This is a genomic window from Xanthobacter sp. NM-25 (assembly GCF_022138605.1).
In the GTDB taxonomy this organism is placed as follows: domain Bacteria; phylum Pseudomonadota; class Alphaproteobacteria; order Rhizobiales; family Xanthobacteraceae; genus Xanthobacter.
Map to the genome: position 1 here is coordinate 522,931 of NZ_JACBFS010000003.1, position 15,357 is coordinate 538,287.

Below are 15,357 nucleotides of genomic sequence, written 5' to 3' on the forward strand. Positions count from 1 at the left end.
GAAGGAGGATAGAATGTCGAAGATCGGCAAGCTTCCCGTCGCCATTCCGGCGGGCGTCACGGCCTCGCTGAGCGGGCAGACGGTGAAGGTGAAGGGTCCGAAGGGCGCCCTCGAGCTGACCTTGGTGGAAGAAATTGCCGCCAAGCTCGAGGGATCCGAGATCCTGCTTTCCATGACCGGCGAGTCCAACCGCCACAAGGCTATGTGGGGCATGTCCCGCACGCTGGTGGCGAACCTGGTCGAGGGTGTGACCAAGGGCTTCGAGAAAAAGCTCGAGATCACCGGCGTCGGCTACAAGGCCGCCGTGCAGGGCAAGACCCTCAACCTGTCGCTGGGCTACAGCCACGACGTGCTCTACGCGATCCCGGAAGGCATCCAGATCGTCACGCCGAAACCCACTGAGGTGATCGTCTCCGGTATCAACCGGCAGCAGGTCGGCCAGGTGGCGGCTGAAATCCGTGAGTTCCGCGGCCCCGAGCCCTATAAGGGCAAGGGTGTGAAGTACGCGGGCGAATTCATCTTCCGTAAGGAAGGCAAGAAGAAGTAACGGAGGCGGACCATGGCTAAGGATTTGGAGGCGCTGGCGCGCCGCAAGGCCAAGGTGCGCCGCGCCATTCGTGTTGCCGCGAACGGACGCCCGCGCCTGTCGGTGCATCGCACGTCGCAGCACATCTATGCGCAGGTCATCGACGACGCGAAGGGGGAAACCCTCGCTTCCGCGTCGAGCCTGGAGAAGGAGCTGCGCTCCTCGCTCAAGACCGGCGCGGACACCGATGCGGCCAAGACCATTGGCAAGCTGGTGGCCGAGCGGGCGCTGGCGAAGGGCGTGTCTACGGTCGTGTTCGACCGTGGCGCATACATCTATCATGGGCGCGTCAAGGCGCTCGCTGAAGCGGCCCGCGAGGGCGGCCTTCAGTTCTGACGCGAGGACGTTGAGCAATGGCCCGTGAACGGGAACAGCGCCAGGAGCGCGAAGATCGCGACAACACGTTTGTGGACAAGCTGGTCCACATCAATCGCGTCGCCAAGGTGGTGAAGGGCGGCCGTCGTTTCGGCTTCGCCGCCCTGGTTGTGGTGGGTGATCAGAAGGGTCGCGTTGGCTTCGGCCACGGCAAGGCCCGCGAGGTGCCGGAGGCGATCCGCAAGGCGACCGAAAGCGCCAAGCGGGCTCTGATCCGTGTGCCGCTGCGGGAAGGCCGGACGTTGCACCATGACGTGCATGGCCACCACGGCGCCGGCAAGGTGGTGCTTCGCGCCGCCCCGGCCGGTACCGGCATCATCGCCGGCGGCCCGATGCGCGCCGTCTTCGAGACGCTCGGCATGCATGACGTGGTGGCGAAGTCCTTCGGGTCTTCCAACCCCTACAACATGATCCGCGCCACCTTCGACGCGCTGAAGAACCAGGACAGCCCGCGCTCGGTTGCCGCGCGCCGTGGCCTCAAGGTCTCGCAGCTTCAGTCCCGCCGCCGCGTCGAAGACGCGGAAGCGACCGACTGAGCGGCGCGAACCGACGATTAGGAGCGCGCCATGAGCGACAAGACCATCACCGTGGAGCAGATCGGTTCGCCGATCCGCCGCCCGTTCGTCCAGGAAGCGACCCTCAAGGGTCTTGGGCTGAACAAGCGGCATCGCCGCTCCACTCTCCAGGATACGCCGGCCGTTCGCGGCATGATCGCGAAGGTCGCCCACCTCGTCCGCGTGGTCGAGGGGGAGTGAGGAGCTGAACCATGAAGCTCGATGAGATCCGGGACAATCCCGGTGCCCGCAAGAGCCGGATCCGCGTGGGTCGCGGCATCGGCTCCGGCAAGGGCAAGACCGGCGGTCGCGGCGTGAAGGGCCAGAAGTCCCGCACCGGCGTCGCCGTGAAGGGGTTCGAAGGCGGTCAGATGCCGCTGCATCGGCGCCTGCCGAAGCGTGGCTTCCACAACATCTTCCGCGTGGACTACAACGAAGTGTCCCTGGGCCGTATCCAGGAGGCGCTTGATGCCGGCAAGCTCGAGGCTGGCCAGCCGATCACCGTGTCGGCGCTGGTGGCCGCCAATGTTCTGCGTCGTCCCAAGGCGGGCGTGCGGGTGCTGGGCGGCGGTGAGCTGAAGGCCGCGGTGACCCTCGAAGTCGCCTATGCCACCAAGTCGGTGGTTGCGGCGGTGGAGGGCCTGGGCGGGAAGGTGATCCTTCTTGCTCCGCCGACGGTTGCCGCCGAAGCGGTGTGAGGAATTGCGGCCGGGCCCAGCGCCCGGCCGTTTCGCGTGGCGGGGCGGGTTCGCAGCTGGTATCGAGGGTGCGCAACTGGCGTTGAGCGTGACGGTGCCCGCGGCAAGATCCGAATGGCCCCTTGGCAACCCGGCCTCGTGCCGGGTATGTGCGTTCTGCGGCGATGTGTCGGCGCCGCCTTGGCACCGCAGATCCCGCCCATATATCAGGGCTGCCCATAACCGGGCGGCGTCCAGCGGAGCAAGGCATGGTCTCGGCGGCGGAACAACTCGCGGCGAACCTCAATTTTGGTGCTCTCGGCAAGGCCGAGGAGCTGAAGAAGCGCATCTGGTTCACGCTTGGCGCGCTCATCATCTATCGGCTTGGCACCTATATCCCGATGCCGGGCATCAATCCTGATGCCCTGGCCGACGTGTTCAAGAACGCGCAGAACGGGATCATTGGCCTCTTCAACATGTTCTCGGGCGGCGCCGTCGAGCGGATGGCCATTTTCGCCCTGAACATCATGCCGTACATTTCGGCCTCCATCATCATTCAGCTTCTCACCAGCGTGTCACCCACGCTGGAGGCGCTGAAGAAGGAAGGCGAGGCGGGTCGCAAGCAGCTCAACCAGTATACCCGGTACCTCACCGTCGTCCTGGCGCTGTTCCAAGCGTACGGTATCGCCGTCGGCCTTGAGGGCTCCGGCAGCGTGGTGGCGGATCCCGGCTGGTTCTTCCGCATCAGCACCGTGATCACACTCACCGGTGGCACCATGTTCCTGATGTGGCTGGGTGAGCAGATCACCTCGCGCGGCATCGGCAACGGCACCTCCCTCATCATTTTCGGCGGCATCGTCGCTGAGCTGCCGGGCGCGTTCGTGCGCACGCTGGAGCTCGGGCGAGAGGGGGCCATCTCCACGGTGGCGATTCTCGGCGTGCTGCTGATGGTGGTGGTGGTGATCGCCTTCATCGTCTTCATGGAGCGGGCCCAGCGCCGGCTGCTGATTCAGTATCCCAAGCGCCAGGTGGGGAATCGAATCTATGAGGGGCAGTCGTCACATCTGCCGCTCAAGCTCAACACCTCCGGCGTCATTCCGCCGATCTTCGCCTCCTCGCTGCTGCTGATTCCGACCACCATTGCCAGCTTCACGCAGGGCAGTGGGCCGGAGTGGCTGCAGACCATCACGGCCTTCCTCGGCCACGGTCGTCCGCTCTATATGGCGCTTTATGTGGCTCTGATCGTGTTCTTCTGCTTCTTCTACACGGCCATCGTGTTCAATCCGGTGGAGACGGCCGACAATTTGAAGAAGCATGGCGGCTTCATCCCGGGCATTCGCCCCGGTGAGCGGACGGCGGAATATATCGACTATGTGCTCACCCGCATCACCGTGGTGGGTGCGGCCTACATCGCGGCGGTTTGCCTCTTCCCCGAACTGCTGATTTCCTACGCGGCTGTTCCGTTCTATTTCGGTGGAACGTCGCTCTTGATTGTGGTCAGCGTCACGATGGACACTGTGTCCCAAATTCAAGGCCACCTGCTCGCCCACCAGTACGAAGGACTGGTCAAGAAGGCGAAGCTGCGTGGGGGGAGGAGAAAGTGATGAGGCTGGTACTGCTTGGGCCGCCCGGGGCGGGGAAGGGGACGCAGGCGCAGCGGCTGGTGTCGCGCCATGGCATCGTTCAGCTGTCCACTGGTGACATGCTGCGCGCCGCGGTTGCAGCGCAGACGCCCATCGGGCTGAAGGCGAAAGAGGTCATGGAGGCCGGCGGGCTGGTTTCCGACGAGATCGTCATCGGCATCATCGCCGATCGCCTGGCCCAGCCAGACGCGAAGAACGGCTTCATTCTCGATGGCTTCCCCCGCACCGTGGCGCAGGCTGAGGCGCTGGACCGGATGCTGGCGGAAAAGGGAATCAAGCTGGACGCGGTCATCGAACTGGTGGTCGACCAGGAGAAGCTGGTGAACCGCATCCTCAATCGTGCCGCCGAGGCCCAGGCGAAGGGCGAGGTTGTGCGCAAGGACGACGACCCGGACGTCTTCAAGAGCCGCCTTGCCGCCTACAATCGTGATACCGCCGTCGTGGCGCCCTATTACAAGGCGCGCGGCCAGCTCAAGCAGATTGATGGCATGATGCCCATCGATGCGGTCACCGAGGCGATCGCCGGCGTGCTGAAGCAGGCGGCCTGAGCCGTAGCTTGGGAGTGCGTTGACGCAGGCCGCCACGTCCAACTGGGCGCGGTGGCTTTCTTTGCTGTGGCGGTCGCTCTGTTGAGCGGGGTGAGGCAGAGAGTGTGCGGCAAAGCGTCGCGCTCTGGGTTGACGAGACAGGGAATCCCCGCTATGGGCATTCCCTCGCTTCGGAATTAGGTGCCGTTCGCCCAGGTCGGAAGAGCCCGGGGAGGATGGGCGTCTTTGTCGCTTCCTTAAGCGTTTTTTCATTCGCAAGGGCCGGCCTCCACCGGACGCGAATGGCCAATGCGCGCCGGCGGCTTCGCCGCGCGACACATGGAGAGAGCAGTGGCTCGTATTGCAGGCGTCAACATCCCGACCAACAAGCGCGTGGTCATCGGACTTCAGTATATCCACGGCATCGGTGCCAAGAAGGCGCAGGAGATCGTGGAGAAGGTGGGCATCCCGGCCGAGCGCCGCGTGAATCAGCTGACCGACCAGGAAGTGCTGCAGATTCGCGAAACCATCGACCGCGACTACATCGTGGAAGGTGACCTGCGTCGGGAAGTCGCCATGAACATCAAGCGGCTGATGGACCTCGGCTGCTATCGCGGTCTGCGTCATCGTCGCGGCCTGCCGGTGCGTGGTCAGCGGACGCACACCAATGCCCGCACCCGCAAGGGTCCGGCCAAGCCCATCGCCGGCAAGAAGAAGTGATCGGCCGCCTGGCGGCTTGAGGAAGGGGTGGCGCTGCCGCCCCTTCCGGTTCCTCCCGGTCCCGCAAGGGGCCATCCCGAGCGCCTGGGATTACGGGCGCGCTTGAAGGATCGAAAAGAGTATGGCTAAGGAAGCTACCCGCGTTCGTCGTCGCGAGCGCAAGAACATCGCGTCCGGCGTTGCTCACGTGAACGCCTCGTTCAACAACACCATGATCACCATCACCGACGCGCAGGGCAACACGATCTCTTGGTCGTCGGCCGGTGCCATGGGCTTCAAGGGCTCGCGCAAGTCCACTCCGTATGCTGCCCAGGTTGCGGCTGAGGATGCGGCGCGCAAGGCCGCCGAGCATGGCATGCGCACCCTCGAGGTCGAGGTGTCGGGTCCCGGTTCGGGACGTGAGTCGGCTCTGCGGGCGCTGCAGGCAGCCGGCTTCCTCGTCACCTCCATCCGCGATGTGACGCCGATCCCGCACAACGGTTGCCGCCCGCGTAAGCGTCGTCGCGTCTGATCCGCTCTTGACCCCGTGGGACACGCGTCCTGCGGATCGTTTGCCCGGTTTCTCCTCCCCGCGATCGGGACGGGCCAGCACCTCCGGATGAGGTCGATACCCCGGCAGCAGTGACGGCCTGGCGAGAAAGCAAGGTGATGCAAGTGATTCAGAAGAACTGGCAAGAGCTGATCAAGCCCGAGAAGCTGCACGTGACTGCGGGCAGCGATCCCCAGCGCCTCGCCACGGTGGTGGCGGAGCCGCTGGAGCGTGGCTTCGGCATGACGCTGGGCAATGCGCTGCGCCGTATTCTGCTGTCGTCGCTCCAGGGGGCGGCGGTGACGTCGATCCACATCGACGGCGTGCTGCACGAGTTCTCGTCCATTCCGGGCGTGCGTGAGGATGTGACGGACATCATCCTCAACGTGAAGGACATCGCCATCAAGATGCAGGGCGATGGCCCGAAGCGGATGGTGGCGAAGAAGACCGGTCCCGGCGTGCTCTATGCCGGCGACATTCAGACGGTCGGCGATATCCAGGTGCTGAACCCGGAACTGGTGCTGTGCACCCTGGACGAAGGCGCGGAGCTGCGCGTCGAGTTCACGGTCGACACCGGCAAGGGCTATGTGCCGGCGGATCGCAACCGTCCCGAGGATGCGCCGATCGGCCTCATTCCGATCGATAGCCTCTACTCGCCGGTTCGGAAGGTCTCCTACAAGGTGGAGAACACCCGCGCCGGGCAGATCCTCGATTACGATAAGCTCACGCTGCAGATCGAGACCGATGGTTCGATCTCGCCTGAGGACGCGCTCGCCTATTCGGCCCGTATCCTGCAGGACCAGCTTGAGATCTTCGTGAACTTCGAGGAGCCCAAGCGCGAGAGCGAGGCTGCCGCCATCCAGACGCTGCCGTTCTCTCCGGCACTGCTGAAGAAGGTGGACGAGCTCGAGCTCTCCGTCCGTTCGGCGAACTGCCTGAAGAACGACAACATCGTCTACATCGGCGACCTGATCCAGAAGAGCGAGACGGAAATGCTCCGGACTCCGAACTTTGGCCGCAAGTCGCTCAATGAGATCAAGGAAGTGCTTGCTTCGCTTGGCCTGCACCTGGGCATGGAAGTGCCCGGCTGGCCGCCGGAGAATATCGAAGAGCTGGCCAAGCGCTTCGAGGAACACTACTGATCTGAACCCAACAGCGGCTCGAGCCGCGCAACCCTTCGGCTCGCCGCCGTCAGCTTTCAGGAGTTCGCCGTCATGCGTCACGGCAAGGTTTATCGCAAATTCAACCGCACCGCGGAGCATCGCAAGGCGATGTTCTCCAACCTCGCCGGTGCCCTCATCACCCATGAGCAGATCGTCACCACCCTGCCCAAGGCCAAGGACCTGCGTCCCGTGGTCGAGAAGCTGGTGACCTTGGCCCGTCGCGGCGATCTGCACGCCCGTCGTCAGGCCATCGCCGAGCTGCGCGACCTGGCCGTGGTGAAGAAGCTGTTTGAGGTTCTGGCGCCCCGCTATGCCGGCCGTCCGGGTGGTTACACGCGCATCATCAAGGCGGGCTTCCGCTATGGCGACAACACCGCTGTGGCCGTGATCGAGTTCGTTGATCGTGACGTGGAGGCCAAGGGCGCCGCCGACCGTGCGCGCGCCGCCGCCGAAGCCAGCGAGGCTGAGGCCGCCTGAGCTTCAGCCATCGCTTCATGAGATCGAAAAGGGCGGCCCCGTGGCCGCCCTTTTTGTTTGGCGGAAGGCAGTGCGTTTATGCCGAGGTCGGGCCTGGCTGCGGCGCGCGCGACGGGGGGAGCTCGCACTTCCGGGAGCGCGCGACCTTGCATGGGGGAGCGCCCGGCCGAAGCTCATACAAGGGCTTGCTGTCTTTGTGTTCCCCGAGGGCGCCCGGGCGATAAGGAGCACGGTGGTCGTAGATGCCGACCGTTGCGGCATCAAGGCGGTCGTAGACCGTGGGGTGGAGGATGGCCTCCACGTCAAGGTTGCGGTCGCCCCGGCCATAGGTCAGGCGAAACCAGCGGGTGATCAGGCCGAAACCCTCCCGCCGGGCGTCGTGTTGCAGGCCGCTCGGATCGGGGTAGAGCCGCAGCACGGTCGGATCATAGAGCAGGCCGTTGGGGATGCCGGTGGCCCAGTCCAGCATCCATTGGAGCGGAATGTCGGACAGCCGCGATTCATCTTCCGCATAGCTGCCGCCGACGTCGGAGTGCACGCCTGCGAACCAGACCTGCTCGAAGCGGATGTGGCCGGCGCCGTCGCGTTCGCCGAGGGCGGGGGCATAATCAGATGCCCACGGGACGCGGGCGAATGCCGCTCGGTTCTCGTCGATGGAGAGGGCGTGCTTGGCGTAAGGCACATGGCCGTCGAGGGAGGTATCGGCGAAGGTCTGAACCAGATCGGTGAGATGAAGGGTTCGCAGTTTGTCGGCCAGGCTCTGGTCCGGGAGGGAGAAGGTGAATTTGAGATGCGTAAAGAGATAGGGGAGCACGCCGCAGAGCAGGGCGGCGAGCAGAGTGAGGAGGATGCTCGCACCGGGGGAGATCCCGAAATAGACGGAGAGCACGGCCACCAGGCCAACACAGGCGAGGACGACGGCGAGGAGCAGCACGGCGAATTTCGGTGGATCCAGGAGAGCGGCGACCGTGTCGAACACGCCGATGAAATAGGGCATGACATTGGGGCGGTCCGGGTCGTCCGGATCGGCTGAGCCATGTTCGGCGCGGAAGCGGGCAGCGAGCTGCTCACGGGTATTCAGGAGGAAGAGCTGGCGGGGAGTGGCTTTCGGCTTCGGGCGGGAGGTGGTGAATTGATAGACCTGCTTCACGGCCTGGGTGGCGAGCTTTCGGGATCCGTAGCCATCGAGCGGCAGCGGGCTTCCGTCGGGCATGCGGGTGGGGATGCCGCACCAGCGGATGACGCCGGACAGGCAGCGCACGGTGTAGGCCCCGCGGCTGAAGCCGAAGAGGAAGATGCGGTCGCCGGGCTGCCACATGCGGATGAGAGCGGCGTAGCAATCGATGATGTTGGCGGTGATGCCGAAGCCTGTCGCCTTGCTGATGAGGGTATAGGGCCCTCGCAGGATGCCGCGGTAGGGGCCATCACCATCCAGCGCCGAGCCGAGGCCGGGATCGTAGAAGGCGGTCTGATCTTTCGGGTCGATGATGGAATCCGGGCCGCAGCGCGTGGCGCGGTAGAGCTTGTAGATATTCGAGCGGCGCTCGTCGAAGGTGATGCCGCCGGCTTGCGCGGTGCCATCCGAAAAAATGACGATATTGCGTCCCATGGCTCCCCTCCTGGACGCCGCAAGTGTAGCTGTGATTTCGGCAAGTACAACTAAATGGTGTGATAGTGTATGCCTGCCTCACGCCACTGTGCTGCCCTTATCGAGAGCGTGGGGGTATAGGTCTTCGCGGGCGCAAGCGCCGCTCTCAGGTGCGGCATCGCAAGCGCTGCATCGGAGCTGCCGGCCCGCGCGGCATGGGTTCACCAACGGTAGAGGCGGATGACTGTCTTCTTTCCCATCTCACGGATCGCCCGGCCCGTCCTGTGGTCGGTTCTTTGCGCCACGCTTTTCGTCGCTGCCGTTGCGCCAGGCGGCAGCCAGGCCCTGGCCCAGACGCGGGTGCCCAGCTCTGCCGCGGAGGTGAAGCTCTCGTTCGCGCCCATCGTCGCGCGCTCGGCGCCAGCCGTGGTGAACGTCTATGCGATGAAGACCGCGCGGGCGGTGAATCCGTTCTTTGAGGACCCCTTCTTCCGCCGCTTCTTCGGTGGGCCGGGGCGCGGCGGTCCGGGCCTCGGGGCGCCCGAGCGAGTGCAGCGGTCCCTCGGCTCCGGCGTGATTGTCGATCCCTCCGGAATCGTGGTGACCAATTATCACGTGATCGAGGGGGCCGATGAAATCCGCATCGCCCTCAACGACAAGCGCGAGTTCGAGGCGCAGGTGCTGCTGCGCGATCAGCGCACGGATCTCGCTATTCTGAAGCTGAAGGCGGAAGCTCAGGAGACCTTCGCGTCGCTGCCCATGGGCAATTCCGACGAATTGGCGGTGGGCGATCTGGTGCTCGCCATCGGCGATCCGTTCGGCGTCGGCCAGACCGTCACCCAGGGCATCGTTTCCGCACTGGCGCGCACTCAGGTGGGGGTGTCGGACTATCAGTTCTTCATTCAGACCGATGCGGCCATCAATCCGGGTAATTCCGGCGGCGCGCTGGTGGACATGGCCGGGCATCTGGTGGGCATCAACAGCGCCATCTATTCGCGCACCGGTGGGTCGCTGGGCATCGGCTTCGCCATTCCCGTGAACATGGTGCGGGTGGTGGTGGAACAGGCCAGGTCCGGTGGAACCGCTGTGCGGCGGCCCTGGCTCGGCGCGCGGCTGCAGCGCGTCACGCCCGACATCGCCGATGGCCTCGGCCTGGCACGCCCCACCGGAGCGCTGGTGCGGGAGGTCACGCCCGGCAGCCCGGCCGCCAAGGCCGGGCTGAAATCCGGCGATCTTATCGTCGCGGTCGAAGGGCAGGGGGTGGAAGACCCAGAATCGCTGAATTACCGGCTGGCGACCCGCCCCATCGGCAGCCGGGCGGCCCTGGGCCTGAACCGCTCGGGCAAGACGGAAAGTGTCGTGGTGGTGCTGGAAAGCGCGCCGGAGGTGCCGGCCCGCGAGGCTCTGGAGCTGCGCTCGCGCTCGCCGTTCAGCGGGGCCACCATCGTCAATCTTTCGCCGGCCGTGGCCGAGGAACTGAGGGTGGACGATGGTGCCAAGGGCGTGGTGATCTTTGATGTGGCCGAAGGCAGCCCGGCCGCTATGGCCGGTTTCAAGGCCGGTGACGTGGTGGCTGAGGTGAATGGTCAGAAGATCGTGCGCACGGCGGATCTCGCTGAGGTCTCCCGTGCGCCCATGCGGGCGTGGCAGGTGACGGTGGTGCGGAACGGCCGACTCATCACCGCCCTGCTACCCGGTTGAGGCCGGCCCATGTCGGATCTGTTCGAGGCCGCTGGCCTCAGTGAGAGCGCTCCCCGCCCCTTGGCGGATCGGCTGCGCCCCACCACCCTCGCGGAGGTGGTCGGGCAGGACCATCTGGTGGGCCCCGACGGCGTGCTGACACGCATGCTGGAAGCCCGCTCGCTCGGCTCCCTCATCCTGTGGGGGCCGCCGGGCACCGGCAAGACTACGGTGGCGCGGCTGCTGGCCAATGCCACCGATCTGCATTTCGAGCAGATCTCCGCCATCTTCTCCGGCGTCGCCGATCTGAAGAAGGTGTTCGAGCACGCGCGGGCGCGCCGGCGCATCGGCCAGGCGACTCTGCTGTTCGTGGATGAGATCCATCGCTTCAACCGCGCCCAGCAGGACAGCTTCCTGCCGGTGATGGAGGATGGCACCGTCACGCTGGTGGGGGCCACCACCGAGAATCCGTCGTTCGAGCTCAACGCCGCGCTGCTGTCGCGGGCGCGGGTGCTGGTGTTTCGCGCCCTGGATGCGGACGCCATTGGCCGGCTTTTGGCGCGGGCGGAAGAGGTGCAGGGCAAGCCCCTGCCGCTCACGGAGGAGGCCCGGCTGGCGCTGGTGAACATGGCGGACGGCGACGGCCGCGCCTCCCTGACCCTGGCGGAAGAGGTCTGGCGGGCGGCGCGGCCCGGGGAAGAGTTCGACGTGGCCGCGCTGGCCGATGTGGTGCAGCGCCGGGCGCCCATCTATGACAAGAGCGAGGACGGGCATTACAACCTCATCTCCGCCTTGCACAAATCGGTGCGGGGCTCGGATCCGGACGCGGCGCTCTACTATCTCGCCCGCATGCTGGATGCCGGGGAGAGCCCGCTGTTTCTCGCCCGCCGTATCGTCCGCATGGCGGTGGAGGACATCGGCAATGCCGATCCGCAGGCGCTGGTGGTGGCCAGTGCCGCCAAGGACGCCTTCGATTTTCTCGGCTCTCCCGAGGGCGAACTGGCGCTGGCGCAGGCGGTTGTCTATGTGGCGACCGCGCCCAAGTCCAATGCCGTCTACACCGCCTTCAAGGCCGCGCGGCGGCTGGCCGAGGCGGGGGGATCGCTGATGCCGCCCAAGCACATTCTCAATGCCCCCACCAAGCTCATGAAGACCGTGGGCTATGGCGACGGCTACCGCTACGATCACGACGAGCCGGATGCCTTCTCGGGGCAGAACTACTTCCCCGAGGCGCTGGGGCGGCAGAGCCTTTATCACCCGGTGGAGCGGGGCTTCGAGCGCGAGATCAAAAAACGCATGGAGTATTGGGCGCGGCTGCGGGCCGAGCGCGGCGAAAGCTGAGGCGGTTCAGTCGCGGCGGTCCGCGCCAGCACCTTTGCCGCGGCGGGCGAGAACGATGATGCCGGCCAGGATCAGCACGAACGCCGGCGGCAGCAGCAGCGGCACCGTCTCGCCCAGGAAGGCCACCGCCAGGGTCTTGCCGGTGCCGGCGGCGATCCAGCCGATCTGGCTGAGGCCCACCGGGCCGCTCAGCTTCTGCAGAATGAAATAAAGCGCGTAGGTGGCCGCGACCACCAGGGTCTGTGCCGCCAGCAGTGCAATCTCGACCGGTGCGTCCGGCAGCTGGAGCGGCACACCGGTGGCCACCGCGACCGTTCCGGAAATCAGCGCCGCCGCCAGAAGCATCAGGGGCGCCAGCAGGCGTGGGCTGGCAAGCCCCGGCCAGTCCACCGTGCGATAGATGTTGCCGGCCGACACCACCAGCGGCGCCGCCAGCGCGAGCCCGATCCAGAGCCACCCCCCATCGTCGCTGCGCGTGCCGGACAGCGCGAGGAATACCGCGCCCACGAGGCCGAGCGCCATTCCCAGCACGCCCCTTGTGGTCAGTCGGTCCATGCGCAGCGGCACGGCCATGGCATAGGTGACGAGGGGCGGGAAGGCGAGGCAGAGCGCCACGAAGCCTGCGCCCACATGGGGAATCGCGGCGAACGACAGCAGGTTCGGCAGCGCGAAGCTCAGCAGGCCGGAGAGCAGGGCGTAGCGCAGGAGGTGCGGCGACAGGCGCGGCCGCTCGCCTGCGGCCAGGGCGAGAACAGACAACAGCACGCCGCTGGTCAGCGCAGACCAGAAGAGGAAGGCGAACGGGGCCCAGCCCTGCCGGATGGCGCTGCCGGCCACGAAGGTGGTGAGACCGAGCAGGGCACCTGTGGCCAGCAGACACAGCAGCGGCAAGAGCGTCTCGCGCCGGGCCATGGAAGCTGTTGCGTCGGTCGTCATGGGGCCTCCGAGCCGCGTCTTAGCGGATAGATCCAATAAGGGAAGGGAGCGTTCGGGGGGGGGGGGCGGACGCGGGCGAGCCTCCGATGCCGCGTTCGTTGCCAAGGCGGCGAGAGACAGCTAATATCTCAATATCAAGTATCTTTATGTCAAGATAAATCATGAGAGATGACGCTCATCCGGATCGCGCGGCGCTCGCGGCAGCTCAATGGCGGCGGGAGCGGCCGGACCTCGATCCCTTTCCCATGGAGGTGCTGGGGCGACTGGCTGAGCTGGCGCACGTGGTGGCGCGCGACCAGCTGCTACCGGTCTTCGCGCGCTTCGGCCTGCAGCATGGGGATTTCGATGTGCTGGCGACCTTGCGCCGCGCGGGGGCGCCCTTTGCGCTCACCCCCACGGCGCTCTATGCAGCGACCATGGTCTCATCCGGCGGCATGACGGCGCGGCTGGACCGGCTGGAGCGCGCCGGCCTGATCATCCGCCGCAAGCACCCCACCGACCGGCGCGGGACGCTGGTGGAGCTGGCGGCGCCCGGCCGGGCCATCATCGACGCGGTGCTGCCGGTCCATGTGGAGAACGAGCGGGGGATCCTCGAAGGGCTCAGTCCGTATGAACAGGCGCAGCTCAATGGGCTGTTAGCCAAGCTCCTGGCGCATCTTGAACGGCTAGGGCCTGCAGCGCCCCCGGCCTGAGGCTGCGGGAGACGCTCAGGCGAGCCGGCTCAGAGCTTGGGCAGGCCGGCCTCAAGGGGCACGGCAGGCGCGTTCTTCACCTGCTTCAGCGTCAAGGCCGTCTTGACGTTGCGCACGTTCGGAGTGGCGGTGATCTCCAGCACGAAATTCTGGAAGGTGCGCAGGTCCGGTGCCACGCAGAGCATCATGAAATCCACGTCGCCGGAGAGCATCCAGGCGCTGCGGACCAGGGGCCAATGGTCGATGCGTTCCTGAAAGGCGGCAAGATCGGTCTCCGCCTGGCTCACCAGATGCACCATGGCGAACGCCATCAGGTCGTAGCCCAGGCGCTTCTCGTCGAGCAGCGCGCGATAGCCGTGGATGATCCCGTCATCCTCCAGCGCGCGGACGCGGCGCAGGCACGGAGGCGCGGAAATGCCGACCCGCCGGGACAGCTCCACATTGGTCATGCGCCCGTTGCGCTGCAGCTCGTCGAGGATTTTCCAGTCGACAGCATCGAGGCGGACGGTCAAGGCGGGCTCCCGGGGAACAGAGGCGACGCGGCGCGGCGCTCGCGCACCTTAGTTCGGGATTGCGGCAACGCAACGAAATAATCTTTCGTTGCCGGATCCCTGCACCGCCTATGACGAAAGGCGAATGTGCAGGCGCGCGGGCGCCTTGTCGCGGTGCGTGGGAGCCCCTACATTTGCGCATAGCTTACGCTGCGATGCGGGAGAGCTGCCCGGTGTGGGCGCTGCGCGCGATCCGCGGCGCGCATTTGCGGTTTCGAGGTCATAATGAGCGCCCAACATGTCAAGGTCGTCATCATCGGTTCGGGGCCGGCCGGCTATACGGCGGCGGTCTATGCCGCACGGGCCATGCTGCAGCCGGTTCTGTTCGAGGGCATCCAGCCCGGTGGCCAGCTGACCATCACCACAGAGGTCGAGAACTACCCCGGCTTTGCCGAGCCCATTCAGGGGCCCTGGCTGATGGAGCAGATGCGCGCCCAGGCCGAGCACGTGGGCACCACGATCATTGCCGATCATGTGGCGCAGCTCGATCTGTCGCAGCGCCCGTTCCGACTCAAGACCGAGTCGGGCACCGACTACACAGCCGACGTGGTGATTCTGGCCACCGGCGCCCAGGCCCGCTGGCTGGGGTTGCCGAGCGAGGAGACCTATCGGGGCTTCGGCGTTTCCGCCTGCGCCACCTGTGATGGCTTCTTCTATCGCGGCAAGGAGGTCGTGGTGGTCGGTGGCGGCAATACCGCCGTCGAGGAAGCGCTGTTCCTGACCAATTTCGCCGCGAAGGTGACCGTGGTGCACCGTCGCGACAGCTTCCGCGCCGAGCGCATCCTGCAGGATCGGCTGTTCGCCAATCCCAAGGTGGCGGTGGTGTGGAACGCGGAAGTGGCCGAAGTGAAGGGTGCGGACGAGCCGGCGCCGCACGTGACCGGCGTGGTGCTGCGCGACATCCGCACCGGTGAGATCAGCGAGCTGAAGGCCGACGGCTTCTTCGTGGCCATCGGCCATGCTCCGGCCACCGACCTGGTGGCCGGCCAGTTGCGCCTGAAGCCGTCCGGTTATGTCTGGACGGCGCCGGATTCCACCGCCACCTCGGTGCCGGGCGTGTTCGCCGCCGGCGACGTGGCCGACGACGTCTATCGCCAGGCGGTGACGGCGGCGGGCCGCGGCTGCATGGCGGCGCTGGAGGCGGAACGCTTCCTCGCACATACGGTGGCGGAAGCCGCGGAATGACGCGGCGCCGGCGGGTGGTCCATCCGCCGGGCCGAACTGTCCCCCTTTGAAGCCGGGACCGCCGAGCGCGCGCCCCGGCTTCTTCAACCGATGAAAGCCGCCCGCATCCCGCGCTCGAGGGGTGTCGCGCAGA

Annotated in this window: 18 protein-coding genes; 15 read left to right on the forward strand and 3 right to left on the reverse strand. The window is 66.1% G+C overall.

The annotated features are described in order from the left end of the window. Positions 1 to 13 precede the first annotated feature (13 nt). The 11 genes from rplF to rplQ all read left to right on the forward strand — a co-directional run bounded on the left by rplF (position 14) and on the right by rplQ (position 7,251). Complete coding sequence (gene rplF / locus MEU52_RS11195; protein ID WP_238121348.1) at positions 14 to 547, forward strand: 50S ribosomal protein L6; 534 nt, start codon at positions 14 to 16, stop codon at positions 545 to 547. Positions 548 to 559: 12 nt separating this feature from the next. Next, entirely contained in the window at positions 560 to 922 is a 363-nt protein-coding gene (gene rplR / locus MEU52_RS11200) for a 50S ribosomal protein L18 (RefSeq protein ID WP_238121349.1), read from the forward strand. Positions 923 to 939: 17 nt separating this feature from the next. Continuing rightward, positions 940 to 1,497 carry a 30S ribosomal protein S5 gene (rpsE, locus tag MEU52_RS11205; RefSeq protein ID WP_238121350.1) on the forward strand — a complete coding sequence of 186 codons (558 nt, stop codon included), beginning with the start codon at positions 940 to 942 and terminating at the stop codon, positions 1,495 to 1,497. A gap of 30 nt (positions 1,498 to 1,527) precedes the next feature. Next, the gene (rpmD, locus tag MEU52_RS11210) at positions 1,528 to 1,716 is read left to right on the forward strand and encodes a 50S ribosomal protein L30 (protein ID WP_238121351.1); all 189 of its coding nucleotides are present in this window, start codon (positions 1,528 to 1,530) and stop codon (positions 1,714 to 1,716) included. An 11-nt stretch (positions 1,717 to 1,727) separates the two neighbouring features. Next, entirely contained in the window at positions 1,728 to 2,213 is a 486-nt protein-coding gene (gene rplO, locus MEU52_RS11215) for a 50S ribosomal protein L15 (RefSeq protein WP_238121352.1), read from the forward strand. A gap of 248 nt (positions 2,214 to 2,461) precedes the next feature. Continuing rightward, positions 2,462 to 3,796 (forward strand): preprotein translocase subunit SecY, encoded by a 1,335-nt coding sequence (gene secY / locus MEU52_RS11220; protein ID WP_238121434.1) that lies wholly within the window; start codon positions 2,462 to 2,464, stop codon positions 3,794 to 3,796. Beyond that, complete coding sequence (locus MEU52_RS11225) at positions 3,796 to 4,383, forward strand: adenylate kinase (RefSeq protein ID WP_238121353.1); 588 nt, start codon at positions 3,796 to 3,798, stop codon at positions 4,381 to 4,383. The genes secY and MEU52_RS11225 overlap by 1 nt, the downstream gene beginning before the upstream one ends. A 330-nt stretch (positions 4,384 to 4,713) precedes the next feature. After that, entirely contained in the window at positions 4,714 to 5,082 is a 369-nt protein-coding gene (gene rpsM / locus MEU52_RS11230; RefSeq protein WP_238121354.1) for a 30S ribosomal protein S13, read from the forward strand. A gap of 121 nt (positions 5,083 to 5,203) precedes the next feature. After that, positions 5,204 to 5,593, forward strand: a complete 390-nt coding sequence (rpsK, locus tag MEU52_RS11235; protein WP_234050032.1) for a 30S ribosomal protein S11 — start codon at positions 5,204 to 5,206, stop codon at positions 5,591 to 5,593. Between the two features lie 137 nt (positions 5,594 to 5,730). Further along, positions 5,731 to 6,753 (forward strand): DNA-directed RNA polymerase subunit alpha, encoded by a 1,023-nt coding sequence (locus tag MEU52_RS11240; protein ID WP_238121435.1) that lies wholly within the window; start codon positions 5,731 to 5,733, stop codon positions 6,751 to 6,753. A 72-nt stretch (positions 6,754 to 6,825) separates the two neighbouring features. Continuing rightward, positions 6,826 to 7,251, forward strand: a complete 426-nt coding sequence (rplQ, locus tag MEU52_RS11245) for a 50S ribosomal protein L17 (RefSeq protein WP_238121355.1) — start codon at positions 6,826 to 6,828, stop codon at positions 7,249 to 7,251. Positions 7,252 to 7,327: 76 nt separating this feature from the next. Here the strand turns inward: rplQ and MEU52_RS11250 are convergent, their stop codons facing one another. Next, complete coding sequence (locus MEU52_RS11250) at positions 7,328 to 8,860, reverse strand: DUF2235 domain-containing protein (protein ID WP_238121356.1); 1,533 nt, start codon at positions 8,858 to 8,860, stop codon at positions 7,328 to 7,330. A 219-nt stretch (positions 8,861 to 9,079) separates the two neighbouring features. Between MEU52_RS11250 and MEU52_RS11255 the strand changes: the two genes are divergently transcribed. Both MEU52_RS11255 and MEU52_RS11260 read left to right on the forward strand, forming a co-directional pair. Next, complete coding sequence (locus MEU52_RS11255; protein ID WP_238121357.1) at positions 9,080 to 10,540, forward strand: DegQ family serine endoprotease; 1,461 nt, start codon at positions 9,080 to 9,082, stop codon at positions 10,538 to 10,540. Between the two features lie 9 nt (positions 10,541 to 10,549). Continuing rightward, positions 10,550 to 11,860, forward strand: coding sequence for a replication-associated recombination protein A (locus tag MEU52_RS11260; protein ID WP_238121358.1), 1,311 nt, complete (start codon positions 10,550 to 10,552; stop codon positions 11,858 to 11,860). A 6-nt stretch (positions 11,861 to 11,866) separates the two neighbouring features. Here the strand turns inward: MEU52_RS11260 and MEU52_RS11265 are convergent, their stop codons facing one another. Continuing rightward, positions 11,867 to 12,796 (reverse strand): DMT family transporter, encoded by a 930-nt coding sequence (locus MEU52_RS11265; protein WP_238121359.1) that lies wholly within the window; start codon positions 12,794 to 12,796, stop codon positions 11,867 to 11,869. A 161-nt stretch (positions 12,797 to 12,957) separates the two neighbouring features. Between MEU52_RS11265 and MEU52_RS11270 the strand changes: the two genes are divergently transcribed. Continuing rightward, positions 12,958 to 13,488 (forward strand): MarR family winged helix-turn-helix transcriptional regulator, encoded by a 531-nt coding sequence (locus MEU52_RS11270; protein WP_238121360.1) that lies wholly within the window; start codon positions 12,958 to 12,960, stop codon positions 13,486 to 13,488. Positions 13,489 to 13,517: 29 nt separating this feature from the next. Here the strand turns inward: MEU52_RS11270 and MEU52_RS11275 are convergent, their stop codons facing one another. Then, positions 13,518 to 14,000 carry an Lrp/AsnC family transcriptional regulator gene (locus MEU52_RS11275; protein WP_238121361.1) on the reverse strand — a complete coding sequence of 161 codons (483 nt, stop codon included), beginning with the start codon at positions 13,998 to 14,000 and terminating at the stop codon, positions 13,518 to 13,520. 264 nt (positions 14,001 to 14,264) lie between these two features. Between MEU52_RS11275 and trxB the strand changes: the two genes are divergently transcribed. Next, entirely contained in the window at positions 14,265 to 15,224 is a 960-nt protein-coding gene (gene trxB / locus MEU52_RS11280; RefSeq protein ID WP_238121362.1) for a thioredoxin-disulfide reductase, read from the forward strand. Positions 15,225 to 15,357 lie beyond the last annotated feature (133 nt).

What these genes read in the sequence shown, in the direction of transcription:
- MEU52_RS11250 (WP_238121356.1), bottom strand. Translation starts at nt 8,860, where the DNA reads ATGGGACGCAATATCGTCATTTTTTCGGATGGCACCGCGCAAGCCGGC.
- MEU52_RS11265 (WP_238121359.1), bottom strand. Translation starts at nt 12,796, where the DNA reads ATGACGACCGACGCAACAGCTTCCATGGCCCGGCGCGAGACGCTCTTG.
- rplO (WP_238121352.1), top strand. Translation starts at nt 1,728, where the DNA reads ATGAAGCTCGATGAGATCCGGGACAATCCCGGTGCCCGCAAGAGCCGG.
- MEU52_RS11270 (WP_238121360.1), top strand. Translation starts at nt 12,958, where the DNA reads ATGAGAGATGACGCTCATCCGGATCGCGCGGCGCTCGCGGCAGCTCAA.
- MEU52_RS11240 (WP_238121435.1), top strand. Translation starts at nt 5,731, where the DNA reads ATGCAAGTGATTCAGAAGAACTGGCAAGAGCTGATCAAGCCCGAGAAG.
- rplQ (WP_238121355.1), top strand. Translation starts at nt 6,826, where the DNA reads ATGCGTCACGGCAAGGTTTATCGCAAATTCAACCGCACCGCGGAGCAT.
- rpmD (WP_238121351.1), top strand. Translation starts at nt 1,528, where the DNA reads ATGAGCGACAAGACCATCACCGTGGAGCAGATCGGTTCGCCGATCCGC.
- rplR (WP_238121349.1), top strand. Translation starts at nt 560, where the DNA reads ATGGCTAAGGATTTGGAGGCGCTGGCGCGCCGCAAGGCCAAGGTGCGC.
- MEU52_RS11260 (WP_238121358.1), top strand. Translation starts at nt 10,550, where the DNA reads ATGTCGGATCTGTTCGAGGCCGCTGGCCTCAGTGAGAGCGCTCCCCGC.
- MEU52_RS11225 (WP_238121353.1), top strand. Translation starts at nt 3,796, where the DNA reads ATGAGGCTGGTACTGCTTGGGCCGCCCGGGGCGGGGAAGGGGACGCAG.
- rpsE (WP_238121350.1), top strand. Translation starts at nt 940, where the DNA reads ATGGCCCGTGAACGGGAACAGCGCCAGGAGCGCGAAGATCGCGACAAC.
- trxB (WP_238121362.1), top strand. Translation starts at nt 14,265, where the DNA reads ATGAGCGCCCAACATGTCAAGGTCGTCATCATCGGTTCGGGGCCGGCC.
- secY (WP_238121434.1), top strand. Translation starts at nt 2,462, where the DNA reads ATGGTCTCGGCGGCGGAACAACTCGCGGCGAACCTCAATTTTGGTGCT.
- rpsK (WP_234050032.1), top strand. Translation starts at nt 5,204, where the DNA reads ATGGCTAAGGAAGCTACCCGCGTTCGTCGTCGCGAGCGCAAGAACATC.
- MEU52_RS11255 (WP_238121357.1), top strand. Translation starts at nt 9,080, where the DNA reads ATGACTGTCTTCTTTCCCATCTCACGGATCGCCCGGCCCGTCCTGTGG.
- rplF (WP_238121348.1), top strand. Translation starts at nt 14, where the DNA reads ATGTCGAAGATCGGCAAGCTTCCCGTCGCCATTCCGGCGGGCGTCACG.